Origin of the sequence: Calothrix sp. PCC 7507, assembly GCF_000316575.1 — a bacterium.
GTDB lineage: Bacteria > Cyanobacteriota > Cyanobacteriia > Cyanobacteriales > Nostocaceae > Fortiea.
In genome coordinates this window covers 1,327,791-1,353,022 of sequence record NC_019682.1, presented here as the reverse complement: position 1 = coordinate 1,353,022, position 25,232 = coordinate 1,327,791, and the positions used below count along the sequence as shown (strand labels likewise).

General features: G+C 40.8%; 15 protein-coding genes and 2 CRISPR repeat arrays (1 of these 17 only partly in view). All 15 genes read left to right on the top strand.

The annotated features are described in order from the left end of the window. Positions 1-898 precede the first annotated feature (898 nt). Entirely contained in the window at positions 899-2,527 is a 1,629-nt protein-coding gene (locus CAL7507_RS05985; protein ID WP_015127551.1) for an FAD-dependent oxidoreductase, read from the top strand. After that, positions 2,524-2,853, top strand: coding sequence for a ferredoxin family protein (locus CAL7507_RS05980; protein WP_015127550.1), 330 nt, complete (start codon positions 2,524-2,526; stop codon positions 2,851-2,853). The genes CAL7507_RS05985 and CAL7507_RS05980 overlap by 4 nt, the downstream gene beginning before the upstream one ends. Before the next feature lie 83 nt (positions 2,854-2,936). Continuing rightward, a complete protein-coding gene (locus CAL7507_RS05975; RefSeq protein WP_015127549.1) occupies positions 2,937-4,007 on the top strand; it encodes an ABC transporter substrate-binding protein in 1,071 nt (356 codons plus the stop codon). A 67-nt stretch (positions 4,008-4,074) separates the two neighbouring features. Further along, on the top strand, positions 4,075-4,896 hold the full coding sequence (locus CAL7507_RS05970) for a bifunctional 2-polyprenyl-6-hydroxyphenol methylase/3-demethylubiquinol 3-O-methyltransferase UbiG (protein ID WP_015127548.1): 822 nt from the start codon (positions 4,075-4,077) through the stop codon (positions 4,894-4,896). 1,099 nt (positions 4,897-5,995) lie between these two features. Continuing rightward, entirely contained in the window at positions 5,996-7,102 is a 1,107-nt protein-coding gene (locus CAL7507_RS05965) for an aliphatic sulfonate ABC transporter substrate-binding protein (RefSeq protein ID WP_015127547.1), read from the top strand. A 175-nt stretch (positions 7,103-7,277) separates the two neighbouring features. Further along, the gene (locus CAL7507_RS05960; RefSeq protein WP_015127546.1) at positions 7,278-8,321 is read left to right on the top strand and encodes an aliphatic sulfonate ABC transporter substrate-binding protein; all 1,044 of its coding nucleotides are present in this window, start codon (positions 7,278-7,280) and stop codon (positions 8,319-8,321) included. Between the two features lie 190 nt (positions 8,322-8,511). Next, positions 8,512-9,555, top strand: a complete 1,044-nt coding sequence (locus tag CAL7507_RS05955; RefSeq protein ID WP_015127545.1) for an aliphatic sulfonate ABC transporter substrate-binding protein — start codon at positions 8,512-8,514, stop codon at positions 9,553-9,555. A gap of 91 nt (positions 9,556-9,646) precedes the next feature. Then, a CRISPR array of direct repeats spans positions 9,647-11,370; the repeat unit is 37 nt; unit sequence GTTTCAATCCCGTTGCCGGGTTTCATTTAATTGAAAG. Positions 11,371-11,727: 357 nt separating this feature from the next. Beyond that, the gene (gene cas3 / locus CAL7507_RS05950) at positions 11,728-13,863 is read left to right on the top strand and encodes a type I-D CRISPR-associated helicase Cas3' (RefSeq protein ID WP_015127544.1); all 2,136 of its coding nucleotides are present in this window, start codon (positions 11,728-11,730) and stop codon (positions 13,861-13,863) included. 59 nt (positions 13,864-13,922) lie between these two features. Next, positions 13,923-16,844, top strand: coding sequence for a type I-D CRISPR-associated protein Cas10d/Csc3 (gene cas10d, locus CAL7507_RS05945; protein WP_015127543.1), 2,922 nt, complete (start codon positions 13,923-13,925; stop codon positions 16,842-16,844). Positions 16,845-16,893: 49 nt separating this feature from the next. Further along, positions 16,894-17,898 carry a type I-D CRISPR-associated protein Cas7/Csc2 gene (gene cas7d / locus CAL7507_RS05940; RefSeq protein ID WP_015127542.1) on the top strand — a complete coding sequence of 335 codons (1,005 nt, stop codon included), beginning with the start codon at positions 16,894-16,896 and terminating at the stop codon, positions 17,896-17,898. A 205-nt stretch (positions 17,899-18,103) separates the two neighbouring features. Beyond that, the gene (gene cas5d / locus CAL7507_RS05935) at positions 18,104-18,895 is read left to right on the top strand and encodes a type I-D CRISPR-associated protein Cas5/Csc1 (RefSeq protein WP_015127541.1); all 792 of its coding nucleotides are present in this window, start codon (positions 18,104-18,106) and stop codon (positions 18,893-18,895) included. Beyond that, positions 18,864-19,688 carry a CRISPR system precrRNA processing endoribonuclease RAMP protein Cas6 gene (gene cas6, locus CAL7507_RS05930; protein WP_015127540.1) on the top strand — a complete coding sequence of 275 codons (825 nt, stop codon included), beginning with the start codon at positions 18,864-18,866 and terminating at the stop codon, positions 19,686-19,688. The genes cas5d and cas6 overlap by 32 nt, the downstream gene beginning before the upstream one ends. 8 nt (positions 19,689-19,696) lie before the next feature. Then, a complete protein-coding gene (gene cas4 / locus CAL7507_RS05925) occupies positions 19,697-20,281 on the top strand; it encodes a CRISPR-associated protein Cas4 (RefSeq protein WP_015127539.1) in 585 nt (194 codons plus the stop codon). 3 nt (positions 20,282-20,284) lie between these two features. Beyond that, positions 20,285-21,262 carry a type I-D CRISPR-associated endonuclease Cas1d gene (gene cas1d, locus CAL7507_RS05920; protein WP_015127538.1) on the top strand — a complete coding sequence of 326 codons (978 nt, stop codon included), beginning with the start codon at positions 20,285-20,287 and terminating at the stop codon, positions 21,260-21,262. Next, complete coding sequence (cas2, locus tag CAL7507_RS05915) at positions 21,259-21,552, top strand: CRISPR-associated endonuclease Cas2 (RefSeq protein WP_015127537.1); 294 nt, start codon at positions 21,259-21,261, stop codon at positions 21,550-21,552. The genes cas1d and cas2 overlap by 4 nt, the downstream gene beginning before the upstream one ends. Positions 21,553-21,768: 216 nt before the next feature. Next, positions 21,769-25,232: direct repeats of the CRISPR family, unit length 37 nt; unit sequence CTTTCAAATAAATGATTCCCGGCAACGGGATTGAAAC; it runs 2,725 nt beyond the window's last position.

Sequence of the window (25,232 nt, the reverse complement as noted above, 5' to 3'; positions counted from 1 at the left end):
AAACGACTACAAACGACAAACATTGAGATTCTTGAAAAAGTAAGAATAGTAGGGTGGTAGCGACCATGATGCCTACTTACAGGTTTTTCAAAAATCAAATTAGGTTCTGTAAGCTATATGAACACCAAATATGTTTTTCTTGTGTCCAATACTTTTTAGTAACCTATAAGTTAAAGCTAAAACTTCAATCTGGTGCAGATGAGGAAACCACTCACCGAATTTTAGATTTTAAATTTTGGATTGAAGATTCAAAATTCAAAAAGGTCTGTTCGCGTAGCGTCTCGTAGAGAAGCCCCCGAATTTATTCGTGGAATAAATCTAAAATCCAAAATCTAAAATTAAACGACAAGCTCATGACTTGATTGCTTGGGGTCAATCTAAAATCCAAAATTGTGTGATTTGTCGGGATTGCCACGTTAAGGAGCCACTTTTAACGGGTTGAATCCAACAAATCTGGTTATTAGTTGCTGTTAGATTTCCAAATGCAGATGTCTAGGTTTTGAGCGATCGCTTAAATAATTGCCACCATTCGCCAAGGGGCTAGGGGATTCAAAACAACGGTAATCCTATCGGTTTTACGCTGTTTGCGTATAACATTGGATATTTGCACAAAGTTATAAAAAAAGCAACCCCCACTAGGGTGAAAAATACTGTTACATAAGTTTATTTTCTCATTTGTCAGATCAAATACTTGCTTTTTTAAAGGAACTGTGGAAGACTTTATGTGTAATAAACTACGGTAAATTGGTCAAGTTGCAGTAGATTAGGGAGTAAAATGACTAATCTGCATAGCAATTTCTATCCAGAGGCTGGCATTTGGGAAAGCTAAAAGGTTTTCTGTGGTGTGCAGCATCTATGCAGTGAAAATTTTGACTTTATCTACGGGGGACTACATTTGATGCTGAAAACACTAACAACCGATGATCAACTCAATTTAGCAGCGGATGTGCTTGTAATCGGGGGTGGCCCAGCGGGTACTTGGGCCGCATGGAGTGCAGCATCTAGTGGTGCTAGGGTTGTGCTTGTAGATAAGGGGTATTGTGGTACAAGTGGGTGTGCTGCGGCATCTGGTAATGGTGTGTGGTATGTGCCGCCAGAACAAGAAGCCAGAGAAAGTGCGATCGCTAGTCGGGAATCACTGGGTGGGTATCTAGCAAACCGCCAATGGATGCATCGCGTACTGGATCAGACCTATGCCAACGTCAACCGTTTAGCAGAGTGGGGTTATCCTTTTCCTGTAGATGATGATGGTAAACCGGCTAGGCGATCGCTCCAAGGGCCAGAATATATGCGCCTCATGCGGAAGCAAATCAAGCGAGCCGGAGTAGAGATTTTAGACCACAGCCCCGCTTTAGAATTGCTGGTAGATGAAGAAGGTATTGTTAGCGGTGCGACGGGAATTAACCGTCAGACTGGTGGCAAGTGGAGAGTGCGATCGCACGCCGTAATTATTGCCACTGGCGGCTGTGCTTTTTTGAGCAAAGCGTTAGGATGCAACGTCCTCACAGGGGATGGTTACTTGATGGCGGCAGAAGCTGGTGCCGAGATGTCTGGAATGGAATTTTCCAACGCCTACGGCATCTCTCCCGCCTTTTCTTCAGTCACCAAAACCCTGTTCTATAATTGGGCAACCTTTACCTACGAAGACGGTACACCAATTCCTGGAGCGGGTTCCCAAAGAGGACGGTCTGTAATTGCTCAGACATTGCTCTCCCAACCAGTTTACGCCATCTTAGACAAAGCGTCTGCCGAGATGCAGCCATCTATGCGTTCAGCGCAACCCAACTTCTTCTTACCCTTTGATAGAGCCGGTATTGATCCTTTTACCCAACACTTTCCAGTCACCCTCCGCTTAGAAGGAACAGTACGCGGTACTGGCGGTATTCGGATTTTAGATGATACCTGCGTTACATCTGTGCCGGGACTCTATGCAGCCGGAGATGCGGCTACACGAGAGCTGATTTGTGGTGGCTTCACTGGTGGCGGTAGTCACAACGCTGCCTGGGCAATTTCCTCAGGTTATTGGTCAGGGCATTCTGCCGCAGAATTTGCTAAGAGTTTAGGAAATCAGGCTTTTCAGCGGCAGGTTAAAGGAGTTGGGGCAGCAGGATTCACTTCTGGTAAAGAACATCCCCACACCTTCGCTAGTAATGAAATCATTCAGGCTGTGCAAAACGAAGTCTTTCCCTACGATCGCAACTTATTCCGCACAGAGCAAGGTTTATCTGCATCTTTGGCAAGACTAAATCATCTCTGGCAAGAAATCCGTGATAGTCAAGTAGAGTCAGAAAGCCAGTTAATCCGGGCACGGGAAGCCGCTGCAATGGTAGCCACAGCTCGCTGGATGTATAGCAGCGCCCTAGAACGTAAAGAATCCCGTGGGATGCACAAACACCTAGACTATCCACAACAAGATGCTAATCAACAACATTACTTAATTAGTGGTGGGTTAGATCAAGTTTGGGTGAAACCTGAGCCTCTCAACAGCCTAGAAAAATCCTCAACCAAAATAGGAGCAGCGGTGTGATTGAGTTGGTGAGCGAATCGCGGTGCATCCAGTGTAATATCTGCGTGAACGTTTGCCCCACAAATGTTTTTGACAGTGTACCCGATGCTCCGCCAACTATTGCCAGACAGAGTGACTGCCAAACCTGTTTCATGTGCGAATTGTATTGCCCCGTTGACGCTCTTTATGTCGCACCAGACACTGATTTACAAATCACAGTCAACGAAGCAGAGTTAGCCCAAACAGGTTTGCTAGGTAGTTATCGTGAAAACATTGGGTGGCGAAAGAAACAAACACCCACAGCAAAAACCGATCAAACTTTCCAAATTCTCAAGCAGTTGAAATAGAAAATAATCATGTCTTTGTCTGCCGTCGGGGCTGTTTCTGTCAGTCGAAATCAATTTACTTCGAGATGTTGTTGATTGAGAATATGAATTTATCTCACGCAAAGGCGCAAAGGCGCAAAGGTATAAAGAAAAATCAAATTAATGCAGCAACGTTTACTTCTAGATTGTCTACTCTGGCTACTTGTGTTTTATTGCTACTAACTACAGCAGCAGCAAGTAGCCAAGGTGAAAGCAAACTTACGCAGTCTGCTCAATCTATTAGTGATAAAGTTACCGTTGCTGCTAACACCTCTACTCTGCGTATAGGTTATGTAGCGACGGGACAACCTACAGGGCCGCTGGGTTGGGCAAAGCAAAAGGGCATTTTAGATCGTGAGTTGCCAAAACTGGGATTCAAAGATGCTACTTTTACGCGCTTTGCTAATGGGCCGAATCTCAATGAGGCTTTGGTTGCGGGGCAATTAGATGTAGGATTTTTGGGTGATACACCAGCGATCGTTCTGAGAGCCACAGGTTATAAAACTCGATTAATTCGGATTACTCAGTTTGATGTCATTGCTTGGTTAGTCACGAAAAAGAATGGCCCACGCAAAATTGGCGACTTGAAGGGACAGAAAATAGCGACGCAAAAAGGTTCATATATGCATCGTTATCTACTGGGTCTATTGAGTGAGGGTAAAATTGCCAAAGATACAACAGTTGTTCATTTGTTGACAACAGAGGCTAAATCTGCGTTGGAACGTGGTGATATCGCAGCTTATGCAGCTTCTAGCGATTTGGGGCCATTTCTGAAATCAGAAGGGTATCCCATTATTGATTCCTCAGCCAATCATAAGGGACTTTCCGGAACATCACTAATCGTAGCTACTGAAGGGCTGTTAGCCAAACAACCAGACTTTCCGAAGAAGTTTAATCAAATTATTACAGCGGCGGCTAAGGATTTAAAAGCTAATTCCCAAGAGTATTACAAGTACCACGCTGACACTGTTAGATACCCCGTTGATATCATCAAAGCATCGTACCCACTCAAACAAGTATCAGAACAGCCGTTTCCGGTAGAGGGTCTGAGACTTCTGGAAGGGACGAAAAAGTTTCTTGTTACAGAGGGTTTGGCAAAGTCAGACTTTAATGTGAGTGATTGGGCGGTGAAATAGCGATCGCATTTTCTCGCGAAGTATATCTCATTACCGAAACAGTGGAGATAAATTACGAATTGATATCATGACTCAACTGAAAACACTACCTACTTACGACCCAACACTATTTGAGGGTGCTGCTGAAGTTTACGCTCAATATAGAACCAAATACCCACGTGAAGTATTCGACAAGTTAACGGAAATATTTCATCTCAATGGACAGGGGCGACTCCTTGACTTGGGTACTGGGCCAGGGTTAATTGCTATTCCTCTACATACCAAATTTGAGGAAGTAGTTGCTATAGATCCCGATCCAGAGATGCTGCAAGAAGCGCAACGTCAAGCAGCAGCTGTAGGTGCAAACAATATTACTTGGCTAGAGCAAGGAGCCGAACTAATTAACCCTAGTTTAGGGAGATTCAAACTAGCGACTATTGGTAGAGCTTTCCACTGGATGGAACGCGAACTCGTACTTAAGAAACTTGATGAATTGCTTGCTGATGATGGTGCTATAGCTCTGCTTGGTTTAAATGAAAGCCCTTGGGAAAGCTCTTTACCTTGGAAACAAGCTGCTGTTGGAGTAGTGAAAAAATGGTTAGGTGAGGAGCGCCGGACTGGACAACGGGGACAAGGCATACGTAAGCTTGTCGATCCTCCCCATGAGGTTGTCATTGCCAACTCAGCCTTTGCTCGTCAAGAACAATATGCAGTGTCATTCGAGAAATCTTGGACGGTTGACAGCTATATTGGCTATTTATACACTACAGCCTTTTCTTTGAAAATTTTCTATGGCGATCGCGCCGCAGCATTTGAAGCAGATATTAAAGAAGCATTGCTAGCGGTTGAGCCTTCTGGACATTTTACAGAAGAACTCAAAGCCACAATCCTAGCAGCCTGGAAGCATTAAAATTTTTGGTTTCCCGCTCACGCCAAATTGGAGTGAGTTCCTGATCACTCCAATTCCCTAATTTTCCCTGCTAACTAATTAAGTTTCCGTCCCTCGAGTCGTCATGGGGTGAAGATGTCTCACCCCATTTCCTTAAATAAAACATTACAAAATCTGTTGTTAAATAAAAGATATTGACAACGCCACAATTAAATTAAAAAAATAATAGCAATCTAAAATCCCCAACATTTGTAAGATGTTGGGGATTTTAATCTAAAAATTATCATCTTACAGACAAAATACCTATCAAATCTTTTATAGAAACTTGGTTATATAGGACTTGTATTTGATTTTTGAACAGTAGGGTGCGTTAGTGACAGCGTAACGCACCATTATTAGGGATTTGGTGCGTTAGCGTTTCGCGTAATGCACCCTACCAATACCTAATTTTGTTCAGAAATCAAACCGGATTCCTATATGTCAGTATTTATCAACACATTTTTTGGAAAATTCTATTAAAAATAGTAATACCTTAATATAAAAAAATTAAAATTGTTATTTTATAGAACAAAGAATGTTCAATTTTGTAAGAATTTAATGTATAATAATCAAGAACAGTTTGGTTGAATCAAAGATACTTATTTGAGAGTATATCAACCACATTCCAAGCATAAAAACTAGGCGGAATATACCCCTATAGACTGTCAGCCACTCAGATATATAGGGCTACCATTTGATTTTTGAAATGCAAGCTAGTAGCAAGCTAGTAGGGTGGGCAATGCCCACCAAATCCGGGTTTTGGTAAGCTAAGGATGCTCAATTTTTGGGAGCATTCACTTTTGGAAGAAACACCGAAAGAAAAGGAAATCGCGGCTACGCAAACGTAGACGCTTTGCAGATGAACGCAAGGTAGTCCGCGCAGGCGGACATTGAAGCTCTGCCGAAGTGCGGGTTTAGTTTGTATAGCCCCAGATTTCTAGTCTGTGGGCGATCCGCCAAAACGGGATGCTCCCCAATTTTTTTCAAAAATCAAACTAGATGCCAATAGGTAAATTGAACTTTACGCCCCGATTATCCCTACTTGTTCTAAACATCCCAATGTGAAGAAGTGAGCCAACTCATGCAAGGTTTAAAAGTGAAACTTGAATTCTGGAATCGTCCGCGAATAACTCGTCGCTCTCTATTGTTCACCCTTGGTTACTGTTTAGTATTATCGACTACTCTATCGAGCTGCAGTCAACCACAAAATACTGCCCAGCAAACGACTGTTTCACCTGATAGCACTGAGAAAAAATCTGAGCAGCCTACTACTAATCAGAAAGTGTTGCGGGTAGTTCGCTCAAAACAACTTACAGCACTTGCTTCTTTAGAAAAAAAGGGTATTTTAGAGAAAAGATTAGCATCTCTAGGTTACAAGGTAGAGTGGCCAGAATTTCTAGCTGGGCCACAACAACTAGAAGCTCTAAATGCAGGTGGACTTGATATTGCATCAACAGCAGAATCGCCCCCTATCTTTTCACAAGCAGCAGGTGTACCTCTAGTATATTTAGCCGCTAATTCTACTGATGGCAAAGCAATTTCGCTGTTAGTTCCTGTCAATTCTCCAGTAAAAAAAGTCAAAGATTTAAAAGGTAAAAAAGTTGCTTTTCAAAAAGCATCTATCGGACATTACCTTTTACTCAGAGCTTTAGAAAAGGAAGGACTAAAACTCACTGATGTTGAGTCAGTTTTCTTGCCACCACCAGATGCTAATGCGGCATTTAGTCAAAATAAAGTTGATGCTTGGTTTATTTGGGAACCGTTTGTTACCAGAAATGAGCAGAAGAAAGTGGGCCGTATTTTGATAGATGGTGGTAATGGTTTGCGAGATACTAACAACTACTATTCCACCACACGCAAGTTCTATCAAGAAAATCCAGAAGTTATCAAAGTTTTTCTAGAAGAACTACAAAAAGAGCAAGTCTGGGCGAAAAACCATCCTAAAGAGTTAGCCCAAATACTTGCTCCTGTAACTCAAGTTGATGCACCTACCCTAGAGGTTATGCACTCCAAATATGATTTTGCATTAGTTCCCATTACTGAGCAAATTATTCAAAAACAACAAGAAGTTGCAGATAAATGGTTCAGCTTGGGACTAATCCCTAAGAAGGTAAATGTTAGAGACGGATTTTTGACACCTGAAGAATACGCCAAAATTACTCCGTCAGAGGTACTAACCAAAAAGTAGTTTAATCAAATCAACAATTACTAAATTGGGAAATATTATGCCTACCTCGACTTTGACAGCAGTTAAAATCGACTTTTTTGGTATACTCTTTCTTTTTAGGCTCTTTATCTAATACATAGAAACGTAATTTATTACGTCTCCAAAAGACTAGAACTGTACTTGAAATATTGCAACTATGAAAATACCATTTCTTCCACAACGTCGCACAGTCTTAAAGCGGATTGTCCAATATTCAGCACTAGGGCTGTTTGCTTTATCAACTTCCTTGGCAGGTAGTTTTTTACAAAGTACCCAAGCGCAAACAAAACCTGGAATTAATACAAAAGTAGTTAACTTGGCTTATCAAACCTCTGGTGATATTGTCAAGATTAAAGGGTCTATAGAACCACGTCTCAAAGCCTTGGGTGTTTCTGTGAATTGGGTACCCTTCCCAGCAGGCCCGCAACTCCTGGAAGCAATGAATGCAAATAGAGTTGATATTGGTAGTGTGGGAGAATCACCACCAATTTTTGCTCAAGCTGCAGGCGCACAACTTGTCTATATTGCTGGACGTAAACCCAGCAGAGGTGAAAGCCAAGCTATCATAGTTCAGAAAGATTCTCCGATTAAGAAAGTATCTGATCTTAAAGGCAAGAAAGTCGTCTTTCAAAAGGGGTCATCTGCACATTATTTAGTACTGAGAGCTTTGAAAGAAGCAGGGTTAAAATATAGCGACATTCAACCCATTAGCTTGACTCCAGCTGAAGCCCGTGACGCATTTCTACAGAAGAAAATTGATGCTTGGGCAGTTTGGGACCCAGCGTTTGCTTATGTACAAAAAAATGCTGGCGCTCGTGTGATTAGAGATTCAGCAGGAATATCTACCCAAGGGGGATTTTATCTAGCAAGGCGTGAGTTTGCTACCCAAAATCCAGAAGTGGTGCGAGTGGTTTTAGAAGAAGTGGATAAACTCGGAGAATGGGCTGAAAAGAACACAGGTGAAGTCGCTAAAATTTTGGCTCCTGAGTTGAAACTAGAAGTACCTCTTTTAGAAACTGTGGCACGCCGACGCACTTTTCGGTTAAGACCACTGACGTCTTCTATTCTTCGTGAACAACAACGAGTCGCGGATGAATATTTACAAGCACAACTCATCCCCCGCAAGCTTGATATCAAGGACTTCTTGCTTGATTCTAAACAGTATGAAGCTATTACACCTAAACGGTTGAAGCAATTGTAGGGAAATATAATTCCCAGTGAAAATTAACAATGAAGAGAGAGGAGAGAAAACTTTCTTCTCATTCTCTTCATCTACTTTTGCACCAAAAAACAGAAAATTTTGCAGGGTTATTCGTAATGCATTAAATCTGGTTATGAATGCATTAATAATTCTCAATTTATCCTCTTGATTCAATTAAAATATTACTCCCATGAAAACACCATTTTTTCCACAACGCCGTACATTGTTAAAGCATATTGTTCAATATTCAGTAGTGGGGTTATTTGCCCTATCAACTCCTTTAGCCAGTAGTTTAGTGCAAAGCACTCAAGCGCAAACAAAACCTGGTTTTAGTTCTAAAGTCATCAACTTGGCATATCAAACATCTGGAGATATTGTCAAAGTAAAAAAAGTTGTTGAGCCACGTTTTCAAGCATTGGGTGTCAAAGTGAATTGGGTTGGGCCATTCCCTGCTGGGCCGCAATTAATAGAAGCAATGAATGCAGGTAAGGTTGATATTGGTACTGTGGGAGAAACGCCGCCAATATTTTCTCAAGCAGCAGGGATAACAGAAGTGATTTACATTGCTGGACGTGTACCCAGCAGTGGTTTAGGTCAAGGTATTGTGGTCCGAGCTAATTCTCCTATTAAGAAATTAGCAGATATTAAAGGGAAAAAAGTGGCTTTTCAGAGAGGGTCAAATGCACACTATTTATTAGCGAAAGCCTTACAAGAGGTGGGGTTAAAAATTAGCGATGTGCAAGTCGTTGGTTTGACTCCATCTGAAGCCCGTGATGCTTTTATTCAAGATAAGGTTGAAGTTTGGGTGGGTGGTGATCCGTTTTTAGCCCTTGTGGAAAAAATTATCCCTATTCGTAATCTGAGAAATGCAGCGAGAATTAACACTCTGGGAGGGTTTTATCTTGGTAGACGTTCATTCATCACCCAAAATCCGGAATTAGCAAGAGTGTTTTTAGAGGAAGCAGATAAGGTAGGCGAATGGGCTGATAAGAATCCCAAAGAAGTTGCTAAGGCCTTTGCACCTGAATTAAAAATAGAGGAGGATGTTTTAGAAAAGGTGGCGCGCCGACGTACTTATCGGTTAAGAAAACTGACACCTGCAATTATTGCTGAACAACAACGGGTTGCTGATTTCTATTTTGAAGAAAAGGTCATCCCGAAAAAGATAGATATCAAAGAAACAATCCTACCTGCTAAATTAACTGAAGCCATTACACCTAAACGATTGAAGTAATTATTCGTACAGAACTGTAGGCAGGGAGATCCCGCCCCTTGTATTGCATACAACCGAGAACCGCTATAAGGGTTGCCCAAGTTGAGATATGGGAAACCCTTAATTGCCGGGTTTCATTTAATTGAAAGTCGAGTTTTGTGCTAGTACTATCTCGACTAACACCGGACGATATAACTATTATCAAGTTTCATTTAATTGAAAGTCGAGTTTTGTGCTAGTACGGTACACGGGTATGACCAGTTTCAATCCCGTTGCCGGGTTTCATTTAATTGAAAGATTGATGGGCGATCGCGCCCATGAATGGTTATCCAAAGTTTCAATCCCGTTGCCGGGTTTCATTTAATTGAAAGATGATTTAACATGCAATATTTTTTTGGTGCGTATATCGTTTCAATCCCGTTGCCGGGTTTCATTTAATTGAAAGATTAGACTTGTCCAAACAGAGGAAGAGAAAAACGCTGTAGTTTCAATCCCGTTGCCGGGTTTCATTTAATTGAAAGTCCCAAAGCGACAACAGCAGGCAGAAGAGGAGTTTAGTTTCAATCCCGTTGCCGGGTTTCATTTAATTGAAAGCTGTGGTCTAATAGTAATACTCATGGGGGGAAACATGTTTCAATCCCGTTGCCGGGTTTCATTTAATTGAAAGCCGCTTGCTTTGCTTTATCATCCAGTAAAGAATGGTTTCAATCCCGTTGCCGGGTTTCATTTAATTGAAAGTTTCAGTCATAAAATCCTAAATATTTTTTTCACTAGTTTCAATCCCGTTGCCGGGTTTCATTTAATTGAAAGTACGGGCTATCTTTGCAAACTCTTTACAAGCCGAAAGTTTCAATCCCGTTGCCGGGTTTCATTTAATTGAAAGTATTTGCTGTAGTTCTTACGAATCACGAAAAGTCAGGTTTCAATCCCGTTGCCGGGTTTCATTTAATTGAAAGAAGAAAGCATCAACGCCACGGGCACAACCGACAACGTTTCAATCCCGTTGCCGGGTTTCATTTAATTGAAAGTCTTGATGAATCTATTCATGAAGATTCTGTAAAGATGTTTCAATCCCGTTGCCGGGTTTCATTTAATTGAAAGTGCAGCTAGTACTGATAACAGCTAAATCAATTGTTATGTTTCAATCCCGTTGCCGGGTTTCATTTAATTGAAAGTTCTCAGATTGCGAAGTATTACTTATTAGTAAAAAGAGTTTCAATCCCGTTGCCGGGTTTCATTTAATTGAAAGGCTAGTCTATCGTGTGGATATATACGCTCTTTCGGCTGTTTCAATCCCGTTGCCGGGTTTCATTTAATTGAAAGCCCTATAGCCACCAATAGACCCTTAACGCGAAGGGTAGTTTCAATCCCGTTGCCGGGTTTCATTTAATTGAAAGACCATCTATATATAACCCAGGCATATCATCAGCAGCGTTTCAATCCCGTTGCCGGGTTTCATTTAATTGAAAGTTAATACATATTTGTTATCACTTATTTCTGGGAAAACAGTAGTTTCAATCCCGTTGCCGGGTTTCATTTAATTGAAAGCTACACGGTTAACAAGCTTAATAGCGAGTCTTAGTTTCAATCCCGTTGCCGGGTTTCATTTAATTGAAAGGTCAGCTTTCTGAGGAGTAATGCCAGACAATAAAAGTTTCAATCCCGTTGCCGGGTTTCATTTAATTGAAAGCTGACCGATTAGCGGCGTACACAGTAGATTACTTGTTTCAATCCCGTTGCCGGGTTTCATTTAATTGAAAGTTAGATGAACGGTTGAAAAGATAGAGAAGCAACGAAAGGTTTCAATCCCGTTGCCGGGTTTCATTTAATTGAAAGCCTAGCGAGCCACAACCCAGTTATAGACCAAGTTCTAAAAGCAATTTTGGCGGGACTGTTTTAAAAATCCATTTCAGCCGTTGGTTACAGCTAAACCAAGAATGCTCAAAACGCTGAAAATATTGATTTGTCAAGGTTCTGGCGATTTGGCAGGAAGTGGGGGGTTTTCGCCCGTGCTTTCCCATGCCAAAAATTTAGCTCTGGTTCAGATTATAAGCTTATTTTCTCACTGCGACAAAATGTAACTTTACAAAAGTTATCCACGGTCAAGCAAAGAAAAAACATTGATATCAAATTTTGACTACAACATTCCCAAAACCAGTACTAAACTGGGTGCAATAACACAGGGTAAGTAAGGTGAAGCTTTTTTTACAACCTCTTTACTCTCAACTCAACTCAGGAGTTGAGAATTGTCCCCTTGGGTGTACCTCTAAATGTATTGTTGCTCAAAAGGCTCCCAATCTCAAGCCACCGCTCGGATGTGCTTGTCCTCTATCATCGCACCAAGCGAAAACTTATAAAGAAATTATACATGGAGATGCAGATATTATCTGTAATCAAGCTGCAACTGGTGATGGTAAAACGCTGGGTGCAAATTTACCAGGACTGATCAATCCTGATTTTCGGATTATGGGGTTGTATCCCACAATCGAACTGGTGGAAGACCAAGCTGAACAACAATATCACTACAATCAGCTGTTTGGTTTGGATGCTTCTCAACGAGTAGACCGTTTATTTGGTGCGGAATTAAGTCGGCGGGTTAAGCAAGCTGTTAAGAGTAACAAGTTTCAAGAATTGCTGTTGGCGATTCAACAAAAACCAATTTTGCTGACTAATCCTGATATTTTCCATTACATCACTCACTTTCAATATTTTGATCCGGCTGATGGTAGAGATAGACTACCGTTGGTATTGGCGGAATGGCCTGATTTGTGGGTGTTTGATGAGTTTCATATTTTTGGTAGTCATCAAGAAACTGCTGCTTTAAATAGTTTGGCTTTCATTCGTCGCAGCCAAGAAAATCAATCTCGTCCCAGACGGTTTTTGTTTACTTCCGCAACGCCAAAAGCTGATTTTATCGAACAATTACGCAAAACAGGTTTTAAGGTGGCTACGGTTGAGGGAGTTTATGCAAGTGAGGAAACAACTGGATTTCGCCAAATTCTGCAAGCTGTGGAATTAGAGTTTGTGGAATTAGCCAAGGATGCAGATACGCAGACATGGTTAAAAGAGATGATTCCCACCATTCAGCAAATTCTGAATGCGGAGTCAAAAGCGAGGGGATTGATTATTGTGAATTCGGTGGCGAAAGCTGGACAGGTGACTCGTTTGCTGAAGGCTTTATTACCAGGGGTGATTGTTCAAGAAATTAGCGGACGCATCGATCGCCAGCAAAGATTACAGGTGCAAAGTGACTTGAAAGACGCTGAACAACCTGTTTTAGTTGTGGGTACATCTGCGGTTGATGTGGGTGTGGATTTTAAAATTCACCTGTTGATTTTTGAAAGCAGTGATTCGGCGACGGTGATGCAGCGTTTGGGACGCTTGGGTAGACATCCCGGTTTTAAGGCGTATACAGCATTTATTTTGGTTCCGAGTCATACTCCTTGGGTGATGGCGAGATTGCAAGAAAAACTTAGTGTCAATCAGACGGTGACGCGAGATAGTTTAGCAGATGCGATCGCTACTGCATTTGATCCCCCCAAGGAGTTTGAAAAATATCGCCAGCGTTGGGGTGCATTGCAAGCACAGGGGATGTTTTCACGGATGACTCAAGAGAATAGAAAGGTTAGTCAAGTAGTGCGCGATCGCATGACGGAAGACTTACAACGCGTATATTCTCAAGATTTGGAATCAGCACGTAAACAGTGGTTTGCAATGCAAAATAACCCCGTTGGTCAAGCCACCCAAAAACAACTTTTAAGTTTTCGCGGAGGTTCAACCCTACAAGCTGCGGTTTGGGATGATAAAAACTTTTACACTTATGATTTACTGCGATTATTACCTTATGCACTGGTAGAAATTATTAACCGCGAGACATTTTTAAATGCAGCTAATAAATCAGGACGCGGTGAAGAAGAATTCCCTGAAGATTTTATCAACGTTTATCTTCGCATTCAGTCATGGGTTAACGAGCGAATTAATAATATTAGTTTGCAATCAAATTGTCCAAGTAGCGAATTAAAGTTTGGCGAACTTTGTTTGATAGATAAATTAAGCTTAATTGGACATCCTCAATCTGACGTGGTTACTTGTTTACGGCAAAAGAAACTACTTACTTTTTTAGTGCCAGTTAACAAAAATAAATTAAGTAGCCACTGGGAAGTGACCCGTACCCTTAGTCTCAGTCCGTTCTTTGGTTTACATCGTTTAGTTGATGCAAGCGAAGAAGCTTATGCTTGTGCATTTAATCAAGACGCATTACTTCTCGAAGCTTTAAAATGGCGGTTAAAAAAATTCACCAGTACCCGCTTTGAATCTTCCATCTTTTAAAATTCCCCTCCGCGCACCTCTGCGCTTCCCTCAGCGTCCCTCTGCGTTTAAAAAAAATTATGTCCACCTTACTCCAAACCCTACTTCTAGAAACTCTCCCCAAAGAAACAGACCCAATTCTGCATTTATATATCGAAAAATTACTACCATCCCTCGAACAAGAATTTTCCTTAATTTCAGCCTTGGGTGGTTCTTACGAAGCACATTATCAAATATTATCTCAACTTGGCGACTCCTATGCTCAAGAAAAAGCACAAAATTGGTCAAATCGTGCCGACCAAAATTTACTAGTTCACGTTCTCAATGGCTTACTTACAGCTTGGAACATCAGTAAATATTTACCTCAACCTTTATCAGAAATTGAAAAATATCTACTCTGCTTAGGATTAACTCTGCACGACTACAACAAATATTGCAACGGACAAGGAGAAGAAACACCGAAAAATTGGGAAGTCGAAAAAATTCTTAATCTCTGCCGTGATTTAGGAGAAAAACTAAACTTTGAATTATTTTGGTCAGAATGGCAGGAGTATTTAACAGAAATTGCTTACTTAGCACAAAATACCCAAAACAAAGTCGGCACAAATATTTACCCAGCTAACTGGCCTATTCCTAAAATTAAAGATCGTCGCCGTTTAGAAGTTCCCCTGCGTCATCTGCTTGCTTTTGGCGATATTGCGGTACATTTTACCGATCCAGCAGATATTGATACACAAACTGGAGGACAACGACTGCGGGAAAGACTGCGGTATTTAAATATTAATAAAAGTTTGGTTTATCATCGCTTGCGAGATACCATCGGTATTTTGAGTAATGGTATTCATAATGCCACAATGAACTTTGCTAAACAACTAAATTGGGAGCCAATTTTATTTTTTGCTCAAGGTGTAATTTATCTCGCACCAGCAGATATTGAAACTCCAGATATTCACAAACTCCAAGAATTTATTTGGAGTCAAATTAGCGGAGTTTTGGGCAGTAAAATGTTGGGTGGAGATATTGGTTTTAAGCGAGATGGGAAGGGTTTAAAGGTAGCACCACAAACTTTAGAGTTATTTTCCCCATCCGAGCTAATTCCTAAGCTACCACGGGTAATTGAGGTCAAGGTAGCAAATATAAAAGATCCTGCAACCCCCAAACGATTAGAGAAATTATCTTTAACTGAAACTGAGAGAGAATTTCTCAATCAAGGTGCGGATATTCGCGCTGATAGAATTGCCGAATTTATTTTTCTAACTCAAAAAGAATTTTTTGGTGATTCAAGTGAATATATCAATTGGATACTGAATAAATTAGGAATTCAAGACAAAATTTCACCCGAACAAACCCAAATTCAATCGGGTGGTGTAAATTATGGCTGGTATCATGCAGCAGCGTATTATGTTGCGAATCACCCAACTTTCAAACCAGAAGATATTTCAGAACGCATCGAAATTTGGGCGGAAGATTTAGCAAATTGGGCAAGTGAAAATAACTTACTACCTTCACATTCTAGTCCGATCCGTGAGATGTTCTCTGATTATTTAGCGCAATATTTAGAAGTTAAAGGATGGGAAAGTAATCAGCCGTCATTTTATGCAGAGTTTACAGCTTATGCTGATGCTAAAACAAAGCTAGCTAAACAACCAATTTGTTCTTTAAGTTCTGGTGAGTTTCCATCTGAAGATCAGATGGATTCGGTAGTTTTATTTAAACCGCAGCAATATAGTAATAAAAATGCCCTTGGTGGTAGACAAATTAAACGGGGAATTTCCAAAATATATGCTCTAGAAATGTTATTGCGACAAGCTTTTTGGTCAGTACCAGCAGGGAAGTTAGAAGAACAACAGCCAATATTTTTATATATTTTCCCTGCTTATGTCTATTCTCCACAGACGGCTGCTGCTATCAAATTATTGGTCAATAATATGAAGTTTATCAATCTTTGGGATGTTCGTAAGCAATGGCTAGATAAGGAGATGAATATTAATGCTTTACAATCAGTTTCTTGGTTAACTGATGAAGCTAAATTAGGACGCTTTCATGAGGATAAATACAATAAAGAAGATTTGCCTTTTATCGCCATGAGTTACACCACAACAAGGGGTAAAACACTCAGTGATGCTTGGGTACAACCAGCTTTTTTAGCGTTATCGCTGCCTATATTACTAGGAGTTAAGGTCATAGCTACTAGTAGTTCTGTACCAATTTATAACAGCGATCGCGACTTTAAAGAGTCTGTAATTCTCGATGCACCTGCGTCATTTTGGAACTTGCTGGGATTATCTAATTCATTGCGGATTCAGGATTTTGAAAATGCTATGCAACGGCTTTTAATTGCCTACAGTTTGCATTTAGATACTCGCAGTTCGCCGCCAGATGCTAAGTGGCGAGATTTAATTAAAACAGTCCGGGAGGTGACAACAAATGTACTCAATATTTTTTGTTTAGCAACAGAAGGATTGCGGCGTGATAAACGAGATATACCTAGTCAAGAAGAAGTTAAACGTTATTGGCAATATGCCCAAATTTGGGTAAAACAAGATAATTCAGAAACAAATGAAGGAGTTTATCTGATGACATTAATTGAAAAATTGGTAAAACAATATCGCGTCTTCTATCAAGCAAACCTTGGCGAATCTAGTCACACAATCTTACTACCGCTATCTAAAGCATTGGAAATAATTTTGTCAGTTCCCCAACAAGTTGATGTAGATGATTTAATTTTGCAAGCTTCTGGACAAATCAAAGATGCTTTGGCGCGTCAAGAAGTTTATAAACGTCCTTTAATGATGGATAAATCAACAGATAGAATTACACGAGAAGAACGGGAATTAACTGCAATTCATACGTTTATGACAACCTGTGTGCGCGAATTATTTTTGGAACTTTATAAAGGCGATCGCGCTTTATTACAAGAGAACCGTAACCGGATTAAATCGGGTGCTGAATTCGCTTATCGCTGGTTAGCTTTGCAAGAGAAAACGGCAAAGGTATCCTAGATTTTCATGTTTTATTACCCTCTCAATCTAAATTATCAGGAGCAAAATCATGACTATTCTCACAACCTTAAAATCTGAATTTAAATCGGCATTTCCCCGCTTGGCTTCTGGGAAATATATTCACTTCATCATGTTACGTCACAGTCAATCATTTCCTGTATTCCAAACAGATGGAATTCTCAACACTGCACGCACCCAAGCGGGTTTAGGTAATACAGATGAAAGCAAAAAACAAATCAGTCGTTTGGTAATGTTTAAGCGCAAACAAACCACGCCGGAACGACTGGCTGGACGCGAATTACTCCGAGGTTTAAATCTTACCAGCGCGGATGATGTAAATAAAGATAAATACTGCGAATATAATGGCGAGAAATCTTGTAAAAAATGTCCAGATTGTATTATTTATGGCTTTGCGATCGGTGATAGTGGTTCGGAACGTTCTAAAGTGTATTCTGACTCCGCTTTTTCTTTGAGTGCTTACGAATCATCTCATCGCAGTTTTACATTCAATGCACCCTTTGAAGGTGGAACAATGAGTGAAGCTGGCGAAATGCGAAGCAGTATTAACGAATTAGATCACGTTATTCCAGAGGTAACATTTCCCACAATAGAAACTCTGCGTGACTCTACTTATGAAGGCTTTCTGTATGTTTTAGGTAATTTATTACGCACTAAAAGATATGGCGCTCAAGAATCGCGCACGGGAACAATGCGAAATTATCTTGCAGGGATTGCATTTTGCGATGGTGAAATATTTAGTAATTTGCATTTGACTCAAGCACTTCACGATGCTTTAAAAGGTGATATCGATGCTCCAATTAGTGATGTTTTACAACAGGTAGAAACGGTGGCAAATAATTTACTTAATGATGAACCTGTACGCAAAACAAAACTAGTTTTTGGTTCAGAGTTAGATGATTTAGTTGCTGAAGTTAACGCACTTTATCAAGATGAAGCGCGTTTATTAGAAACTATAACTTCACTATATGGACAAACTAAAGCCTATGCAGAATCTTTTGGAGCTTTGAAAAAGAAAGGTAAAAGTAATTCGTAATTCGTAAATAATACACCCCACTTCTAGAATATCGATTCAGTAATCAAAAACCTAACCCCCCAGCCCCCTTCCCTACAAGGGAAGGGGGAGCAAAAAAAACTAATAAGCAAAACTCCCCTCTCCGCTTCGGAGAGGGGTTGGGGGAGAGGTTCTTCCAGTAAATTGGCATAACACACCCTACTTCTAAAATTAAAAATTGGTTGCTATGGCACTATATCACTGCACCTTGACGCTACATGATAACGTTTTCTTTGCTACGCGGGAGATGGGAATTCTCTATGAAACTGAAAAATATTTACATAATTGGGGGCTAAGTTTTGCACTTTTTACTATTAATTACATTCCTCAACCCTACCGACTGCAAGGAGAATTAGCACAAAAACCAACATATTTAGATATTAGTGCTGAACAAAATTTACTCCATCTCAATCAAGCCGGAATTTATGTATTCCCCGCTCAACCTATCAGTTGGTCTTATCAAATTAATACTTTTAAAGCGGCTCAAGTTGGGTATTATGGCAAGTCAAAACAGTTTGGCGATAAAGGTGCGGATAAAAATTACCCTATTAATTATGGAAAGGCTAAAGAATTAGCTGTAGGTAGTCAATATCGTACTTATATTATCGCCCCAGAAACTATCAAGTTGCCGCGTTGGATACGTTTGGGTAAATGGGCTTCAAAAATTAGAGTTGAAGCGATAAAAATTCCCGATAAAGTCATGCAAAATAAATCTGGTGATTACACCTGTTTGCATCCTTTAAACCCGTTAGATTTACCAACTTCGACTCGAATTCTACTTTACAACCGCATTGTTATGCCTCCTGTGAGTTTGGTAAGTCAGGCGCAGTTACATGGTGAATATTTAGTCACTAAAAAAGATGATTGGCAAGATTTTAAGTCAACGTTGACCACACAGCAAAGTCAACAATTACCCGAAGAAATTTATCTACCAACAGGAATATTTTATGGAGCCGGAAACGTCGTTGCAGCAGCATAAATGTTCGACATTACATTCAATTGTTGTTGAACTTGCGGCTGCGGCTGTGGGGGATATTCCCGCTACTTTATCTCGTGCATTACACGCGCTGGTACTCAAATGGTTAGCAGCCGCAAACCCATCTGTAGCTGAAACTATCCATGCTAGTCAAAATCCACCATTGACTATTTCGCCTTTGTTAGGAAATCGCCGTCAAGGTGGGGTGCGGGTGGGAGATTATTTTTATTTTCGCATTAGTTTATTAGATGGTGCTTTAGTTGAACCGTTGATGCGCGGGTTTGAATGTTCGGAAACCCTGTCTTTAGTATTAGCAGATTTCCCGTTTGTACTGCGTCATCTCTACGCACTACCGGGAACGCACCAATTAGCAGGTGCGGCTGATTATGCTTTATTGTCTCATCCTCCACAGGTTTTAAATGATATTGAATTGCATTTTTTATCTCCTACTAGCTTTAAGCAAAATAAAAATGTGCAGACATTTCCGCTACCCGAATTAGTGTTTAATTCGCTGCATCGGCGGTGGAATATTTTTGCACCGGAACAATATCATCTTCCTAATTGTGAATGGAATGCTTTGGTGATAGCCTACGAACTCAAAACCTATGCCCTGAAGATGGAAGGAGGTACGGAAGTTGGGGCACAGGGTTGGGTATATTACCGATTTAGTAATACGGAAACGGCGCGAATTGCCACGATTTTGGCCAATTTTGCGTTCTTTGCTGGGGTAGGGCGTAAAACTGCGATGGGAATGGGACAGACGCAAATCGGGAATTCAAAATTCAAAAAAAAGTGAAAAGATAAATGGACGAAAAATACTATCTTCCCCTAGCTTATTTAAATGCTTGGGAATATTGCCCGCGTCGTTTTTTTCTGGAATACGAACTTGGGGAAAATGCCGATAACGAACATATTATTATTGGTCGCCATCTACACCGCAATGTTGATGATGAAGGTAAATCTGTTGAAGGCGACAAGGTAATTTATCGACATCAGTGGGTGTGGTGCGATCGCCTCCTCATTAACGGTATCATTGATGCGGTAGAAGAAATAGATTGCCAGCTAATCCCTTTAGAATTTAAAAAGGGACGTATGGCCAACCACCTCAGCGACCATTTTCAACTCTGCGGTGCGGCTTTGTGTCTAGAAGAACGCACCGGAGATTCCATTCCCTACGGAGAAATTTTTTACTACGCCAACCGCCGCCGCCAACGAGTAATTTTTACTCCCGAATTGCGACAAGCCACAGAACAAGCAATTCAGGCGGCGCGTGCTGCACTTGGCAAAGCAATGCCACCACCAATTGACCACCCAAAAAAGTGTCAAGATTGCAGCTTGCAAAAAATTTGCTTGCCAAAAGAAATCAAAAAATTACGTCTGGAGGTCTAAAACATGTCTATTCTCTACGTCACTCAACCCGATGCAGTTTTAAGTAAAGCTGCGGAAGCTTTTAAAGTCGCCTTAAAACAAGAAGATGGCAACTGGGAGAAAAAATCAGTTCCCGCCCAAACTGTCGAACAAGTCGTATTGATGGGGAATCCCCAGATTACTGGCGATGCTTTAGTATATGCTTTGGAATTGGGGATGCCCGTACATTACCTTTCTGGTTTTGGTAAATACTTGGGTTCGGCGCTACCGGGATACTCGCGTAATGGTCAGTTGCGGCTGGCACAATATGCTGCTTACTGTGACGCAGCACATCGTTTAGAGATTGTCAAAACTATTGTGACGGGCAAAATCCACAATCAATATAGTGTTTTATACCGCCACGACCAAAAAGACAATCCCCTAAAATCTCGCAAACAGCTAGTTAAAGAAAAAACAACCCTCGATGAAGTCCGTGGGGTTGAAGGATTGGCTGCACGAGAATATTTTGCCGCTTGGTCGGTGATGCTTGAGGAACAATGGTCATTTAATGGCAGAAATCGTCGTCCTCCCACTGATGCAGTCAATGCTTTATTGGGGTTTGCTTATGGACTTTTGCAAGTTCAGGTAACGGCTGCGGTACATCTAGCTGGTTTAGACCCTTACGTTGGTTATTTGCACGAAGCCACCAGAGGACAACCTGCAATGGTTCTCGATTTAATGGAAGAATTTCGCCCGTTGGTTGCGGATAATTTGATACTTTCGGTTATCAGCCATAAAGAAATTAAACCCGATGATTTTACTGATAATCTCGGTGCTTATCGACTTTCGGAAGCCGGACGCAAACAGTTTTTGCAAGCATGGGAACGAAAAATGAATGACGAGTTTAAGCATCCCAGCTTTGGCTATCATTGCAGCTATCGTCGTGCTATTGAATTGCAAGCACGTTTATTAAGTCGGCATTTACAAGAAGGGGTTCCCTATAAAGCCCTGACACTGCGATGAGTACTTTGTTTTACCTCATAATTTACGATTTGCCGGATAGTAAAGCGGCGAATAAGCGGCGAACAAAGTTACATAAAATGCTTTCCGGTTATGGAACTTGGACACAGTACAGCGTTTTTGAATGTTTTTTGACTGCCATGCAGTTTGCTAAACTAAAGGTGCAAGTTGAAAACTTGATTAAACCAGCCGAAGATTCAGTACGCATCTATGTTTTGGATGCTGGAGCGGTGCGTAAGACTATTACCTACGGTTCTGAGCAACCTCGACAAGAAGAGACGATAATACTATGATGTTGATATAATGCTGGTAAAATTTTTTGGCAGGGCAAAGCACGGGCGAAAACCCCCCACCTCCCGCCAAATCGACAGAACCTTGACAATTCAATAGTTTCAGCCTTTTATGTATGAATGTAGAGCCTACTAATGAATCCCGGAAACGGACTTTTAAATTAGACCTGCCAAAATTGCTGGCGGGAATGGCTCTATATTTAGCTTCTGGCTGGCGGACTTTCAAATAAATGATTCCCGGCAACGGGATTGAAACTCATAGCGGGTCTTACATCTGCTGACATTGCTTCTCTTTCAAATAAATGATTCCCGGCAACGGGATTGAAACACAATCGCACATAACGCCCCCACAAAGGCTGATACAACTTTCAAATAAATGATTCCCGGCAACGGGATTGAAACAGGAAAGGGAGTGCCACAGCCCCAGCCCTCAACACTTTCAAATAAATGATTCCCGGCAACGGGATTGAAACCCTTCAAATGCGATGGAAGAAGCAACCCCAGTGGCAGCTTTCAAATAAATGATTCCCGGCAACGGGATTGAAACATGAAAACATCATGGACATCAAACCTACTCTGGGAACTTTCAAATAAATGATTCCCGGCAACGGGATTGAAACCGACATTTACCTTGTTGAGCCGCCTTGCTTCCTAGCTTTCAAATAAATGATTCCCGGCAACGGGATTGAAACTTGTGAATGTATTGAATGTACCGCTTTTGATTGCTACCTTTCAAATAAATGATTCCCGGCAACGGGATTGAAACATGTCTTTACCAAAGCCATCTGATTTCTTTTTAGAGTTCTTTCAAATAAATGATTCCCGGCAACGGGATTGAAACTAATATATAATTATATATTACACATTACAATCAACTTTCAAATAAATGATTCCCGGCAACGGGATTGAAACTTGAAATTGTCCAAAATTGGAATTTTTACGTCCGACTTTCAAATAAATGATTCCCGGCAACGGGATTGAAACTAACAGTATCTCAAATGAATATATCTATGTGGCTGAACTTTCAAATAAATGATTCCCGGCAACGGGATTGAAACCAAAAGTATTCATTCTCAAGTTTTACAGGAAGTACCCTTTCAAATAAATGATTCCCGGCAACGGGATTGAAACAAAGATATAGAGTAGTTCCCGATGTTGGTTTAGCTTTCAAATAAATGATTCCCGGCAACGGGATTGAAACCATCATCACCCGTCACCGCCTTACACAGCAAGGATTCTTTCAAATAAATGATTCCCGGCAACGGGATTGAAACATCGCCCAGAAGATTTAGACTTTTGAGGAATATGAGGAGCTTTCAAATAAATGATTCCCGGCAACGGGATTGAAACCTCTCCTTACGAGCCAGAAAAAATTAAGTCTGAAGACCTTTCAAATAAATGATTCCCGGCAACGGGATTGAAACAGTTTATCAGGGCATTGCTAGAGAGAGATGATGACTTTCAAATAAATGATTCCCGGCAACGGGATTGAAACTTATGTCGTCAAGTGTTGCCACAAAGTTGATACTTGACTTTCAAATAAATGATTCCCGGCAACGGGATTGAAACACATTATTGTGTGCTGGGTATTAAAGATACTTTCTTCTTTCAAATAAATGATTCCCGGCAACGGGATTGAAACTTGCAAAATTTCACTAGCAAGATGCCAAGTAATGCCTTTCAAATAAATGATTCCCGGCAACGGGATTGAAACTTTGATAATATGCGTGATTCTTTTACGCAAGTATTTACTTTCAAATAAATGATTCCCGGCAACGGGATTGAAACTTTGCCTCTATGTCGTATGAAAGTTCCTGCTAAACTTTCAAATAAATGATTCCCGGCAACGGGATTGAAACCAGTTCCAGCCGATGTTCAAACTGCAGTGGACAATACTTTCAAATAAATGATTCCCGGCAACGGGATTGAAACTGCGCTATGGCTATTGCACGTTTGAAATTTGCTCACCTTTCAAATAAATGATTCCCGGCAACGGGATTGAAACAAGGCAATTTAGCAGATGATGCTGATTTTCAGCATCTTTCAAATAAATGATTCCCGGCAACGGGATTGAAACATGCCGTGGCTGCTCAAGACTCAACATCTAAAGCTGACTTTCAAATAAATGATTCCCGGCAACGGGATTGAAACACACTATGAATAAAACTCTCTACATCATCCGGGGTCTTTCAAATAAATGATTCCCGGCAACGGGATTGAAACGCTGAGGACTTTTGTCTAATTGAAAAAGATTTATCTTTCAAATAAATGATTCCCGGCAACGGGATTGAAACGCTGTTTCTAATGGTGACTTCGATTTAATGAAGGAAACTTTCAAATAAATGATTCCCGGCAACGGGATTGAAACATTTTAATTGGCGGCTATTCTCCGCAAATATGGACCTTTCAAATAAATGATTCCCGGCAACGGGATTGAAACTAAGTACGTAGTTTGAATAACCTACTTAGTGGTAGTCTTTCAAATAAATGATTCCCGGCAACGGGATTGAAACAATGCAATTTGGCTAGCTTATATCTTGCTAGGAAAACTTTCAAATAAATGATTCCCGGCAACGGGATTGAAACCGAGTAGATAGAGTCTTTTTAACAATTTCACCGCAGCCTTTCAAATAAATGATTCCCGGCAACGGGATTGAAACCCTTCTAATTGCACTGCCATATCAATTACTTCAGCAACTTTCAAATAAATGATTCCCGGCAACGGGATTGAAACTATTAATACTCTTGATCTCTGCAAGGATATCGCAGAGCTTTCAAATAAATGATTCCCGGCAACGGGATTGAAACATGTAGCTAGCTCTTGAAGTATTTCCCCGATGTTGTCTTTCAAATAAATGATTCCCGGCAACGGGATTGAAACAAGGATACAAGGATTAGCAGTTTCCGCGATCGCCATTCTTTCAAATAAATGATTCCCGGCAACGGGATTGAAACAATCTCCATAAGCAAATTCTGCCATCATTCTTTGACTTTCAAATAAATGATTCCCGGCAACGGGATTGAAACCTTATAGATGCAATGAACTTTTTATAAGTCACCTTTCTTTCAAATAAATGATTCCCGGCAACGGGATTGAAACTCGAAGTAGACATATCACTACTCCCTGACTGGATGCTTTCAAATAAATGATTCCCGGCAACGGGATTGAAACCGGTAGGGCATACCGGAACCTTTGCACTGGATGCACTTTCAAATAAATGATTCCCGGCAACGGGATTGAAACAACCACCTTTATGCCGCAAGGATTAATCATGGTTGACTTTCAAATAAATGATTCCCGGCAACGGGATTGAAACCGACATCACCACACTTTACCGTAAATAATTTCCTAACTTTCAAATAAATGATTCCCGGCAACGGGATTGAAACTGTATCATATACACTATCTTGGTCTTTGTCCTTTGCTTTCAAATAAATGATTCCCGGCAACGGGATTGAAACTGTTCATAGATGGTCGCCGTAGCTGCGTACAGTTACCTTTCAAATAAATGATTCCCGGCAACGGGATTGAAACATAGTCGGTTTCTTGAGCAGGTTTCCTTTACTGAGCGTCTTTCAAATAAATGATTCCCGGCAACGGGATTGAAACGGGCGTATCAACCTGATCAGCTAAAGGGGTTTTGAGGACTTTCAAATAAATGATTCCCGGCAACGGGATTGAA

What these genes read in the sequence shown, in the direction of transcription:
- cas4 (WP_015127539.1), top strand. Translation starts at nt 19,697, where the DNA reads ATGGACGAAAAATACTATCTTCCCCTAGCTTATTTAAATGCTTGGGAA.
- cas5d (WP_015127541.1), top strand. Translation starts at nt 18,104, where the DNA reads ATGGCACTATATCACTGCACCTTGACGCTACATGATAACGTTTTCTTT.
- CAL7507_RS05975 (WP_015127549.1), top strand. Translation starts at nt 2,937, where the DNA reads ATGAATTTATCTCACGCAAAGGCGCAAAGGCGCAAAGGTATAAAGAAA.
- CAL7507_RS05965 (WP_015127547.1), top strand. Translation starts at nt 5,996, where the DNA reads ATGCAAGGTTTAAAAGTGAAACTTGAATTCTGGAATCGTCCGCGAATA.
- cas2 (WP_015127537.1), top strand. Translation starts at nt 21,259, where the DNA reads ATGAGTACTTTGTTTTACCTCATAATTTACGATTTGCCGGATAGTAAA.
- cas1d (WP_015127538.1), top strand. Translation starts at nt 20,285, where the DNA reads ATGTCTATTCTCTACGTCACTCAACCCGATGCAGTTTTAAGTAAAGCT.
- cas7d (WP_015127542.1), top strand. Translation starts at nt 16,894, where the DNA reads ATGACTATTCTCACAACCTTAAAATCTGAATTTAAATCGGCATTTCCC.
- CAL7507_RS05970 (WP_015127548.1), top strand. Translation starts at nt 4,075, where the DNA reads ATGACTCAACTGAAAACACTACCTACTTACGACCCAACACTATTTGAG.
- cas10d (WP_015127543.1), top strand. Translation starts at nt 13,923, where the DNA reads ATGTCCACCTTACTCCAAACCCTACTTCTAGAAACTCTCCCCAAAGAA.
- CAL7507_RS05955 (WP_015127545.1), top strand. Translation starts at nt 8,512, where the DNA reads ATGAAAACACCATTTTTTCCACAACGCCGTACATTGTTAAAGCATATT.
- CAL7507_RS05960 (WP_015127546.1), top strand. Translation starts at nt 7,278, where the DNA reads ATGAAAATACCATTTCTTCCACAACGTCGCACAGTCTTAAAGCGGATT.
- cas6 (WP_015127540.1), top strand. Translation starts at nt 18,864, where the DNA reads ATGGAGCCGGAAACGTCGTTGCAGCAGCATAAATGTTCGACATTACAT.
- CAL7507_RS05985 (WP_015127551.1), top strand. Translation starts at nt 899, where the DNA reads ATGCTGAAAACACTAACAACCGATGATCAACTCAATTTAGCAGCGGAT.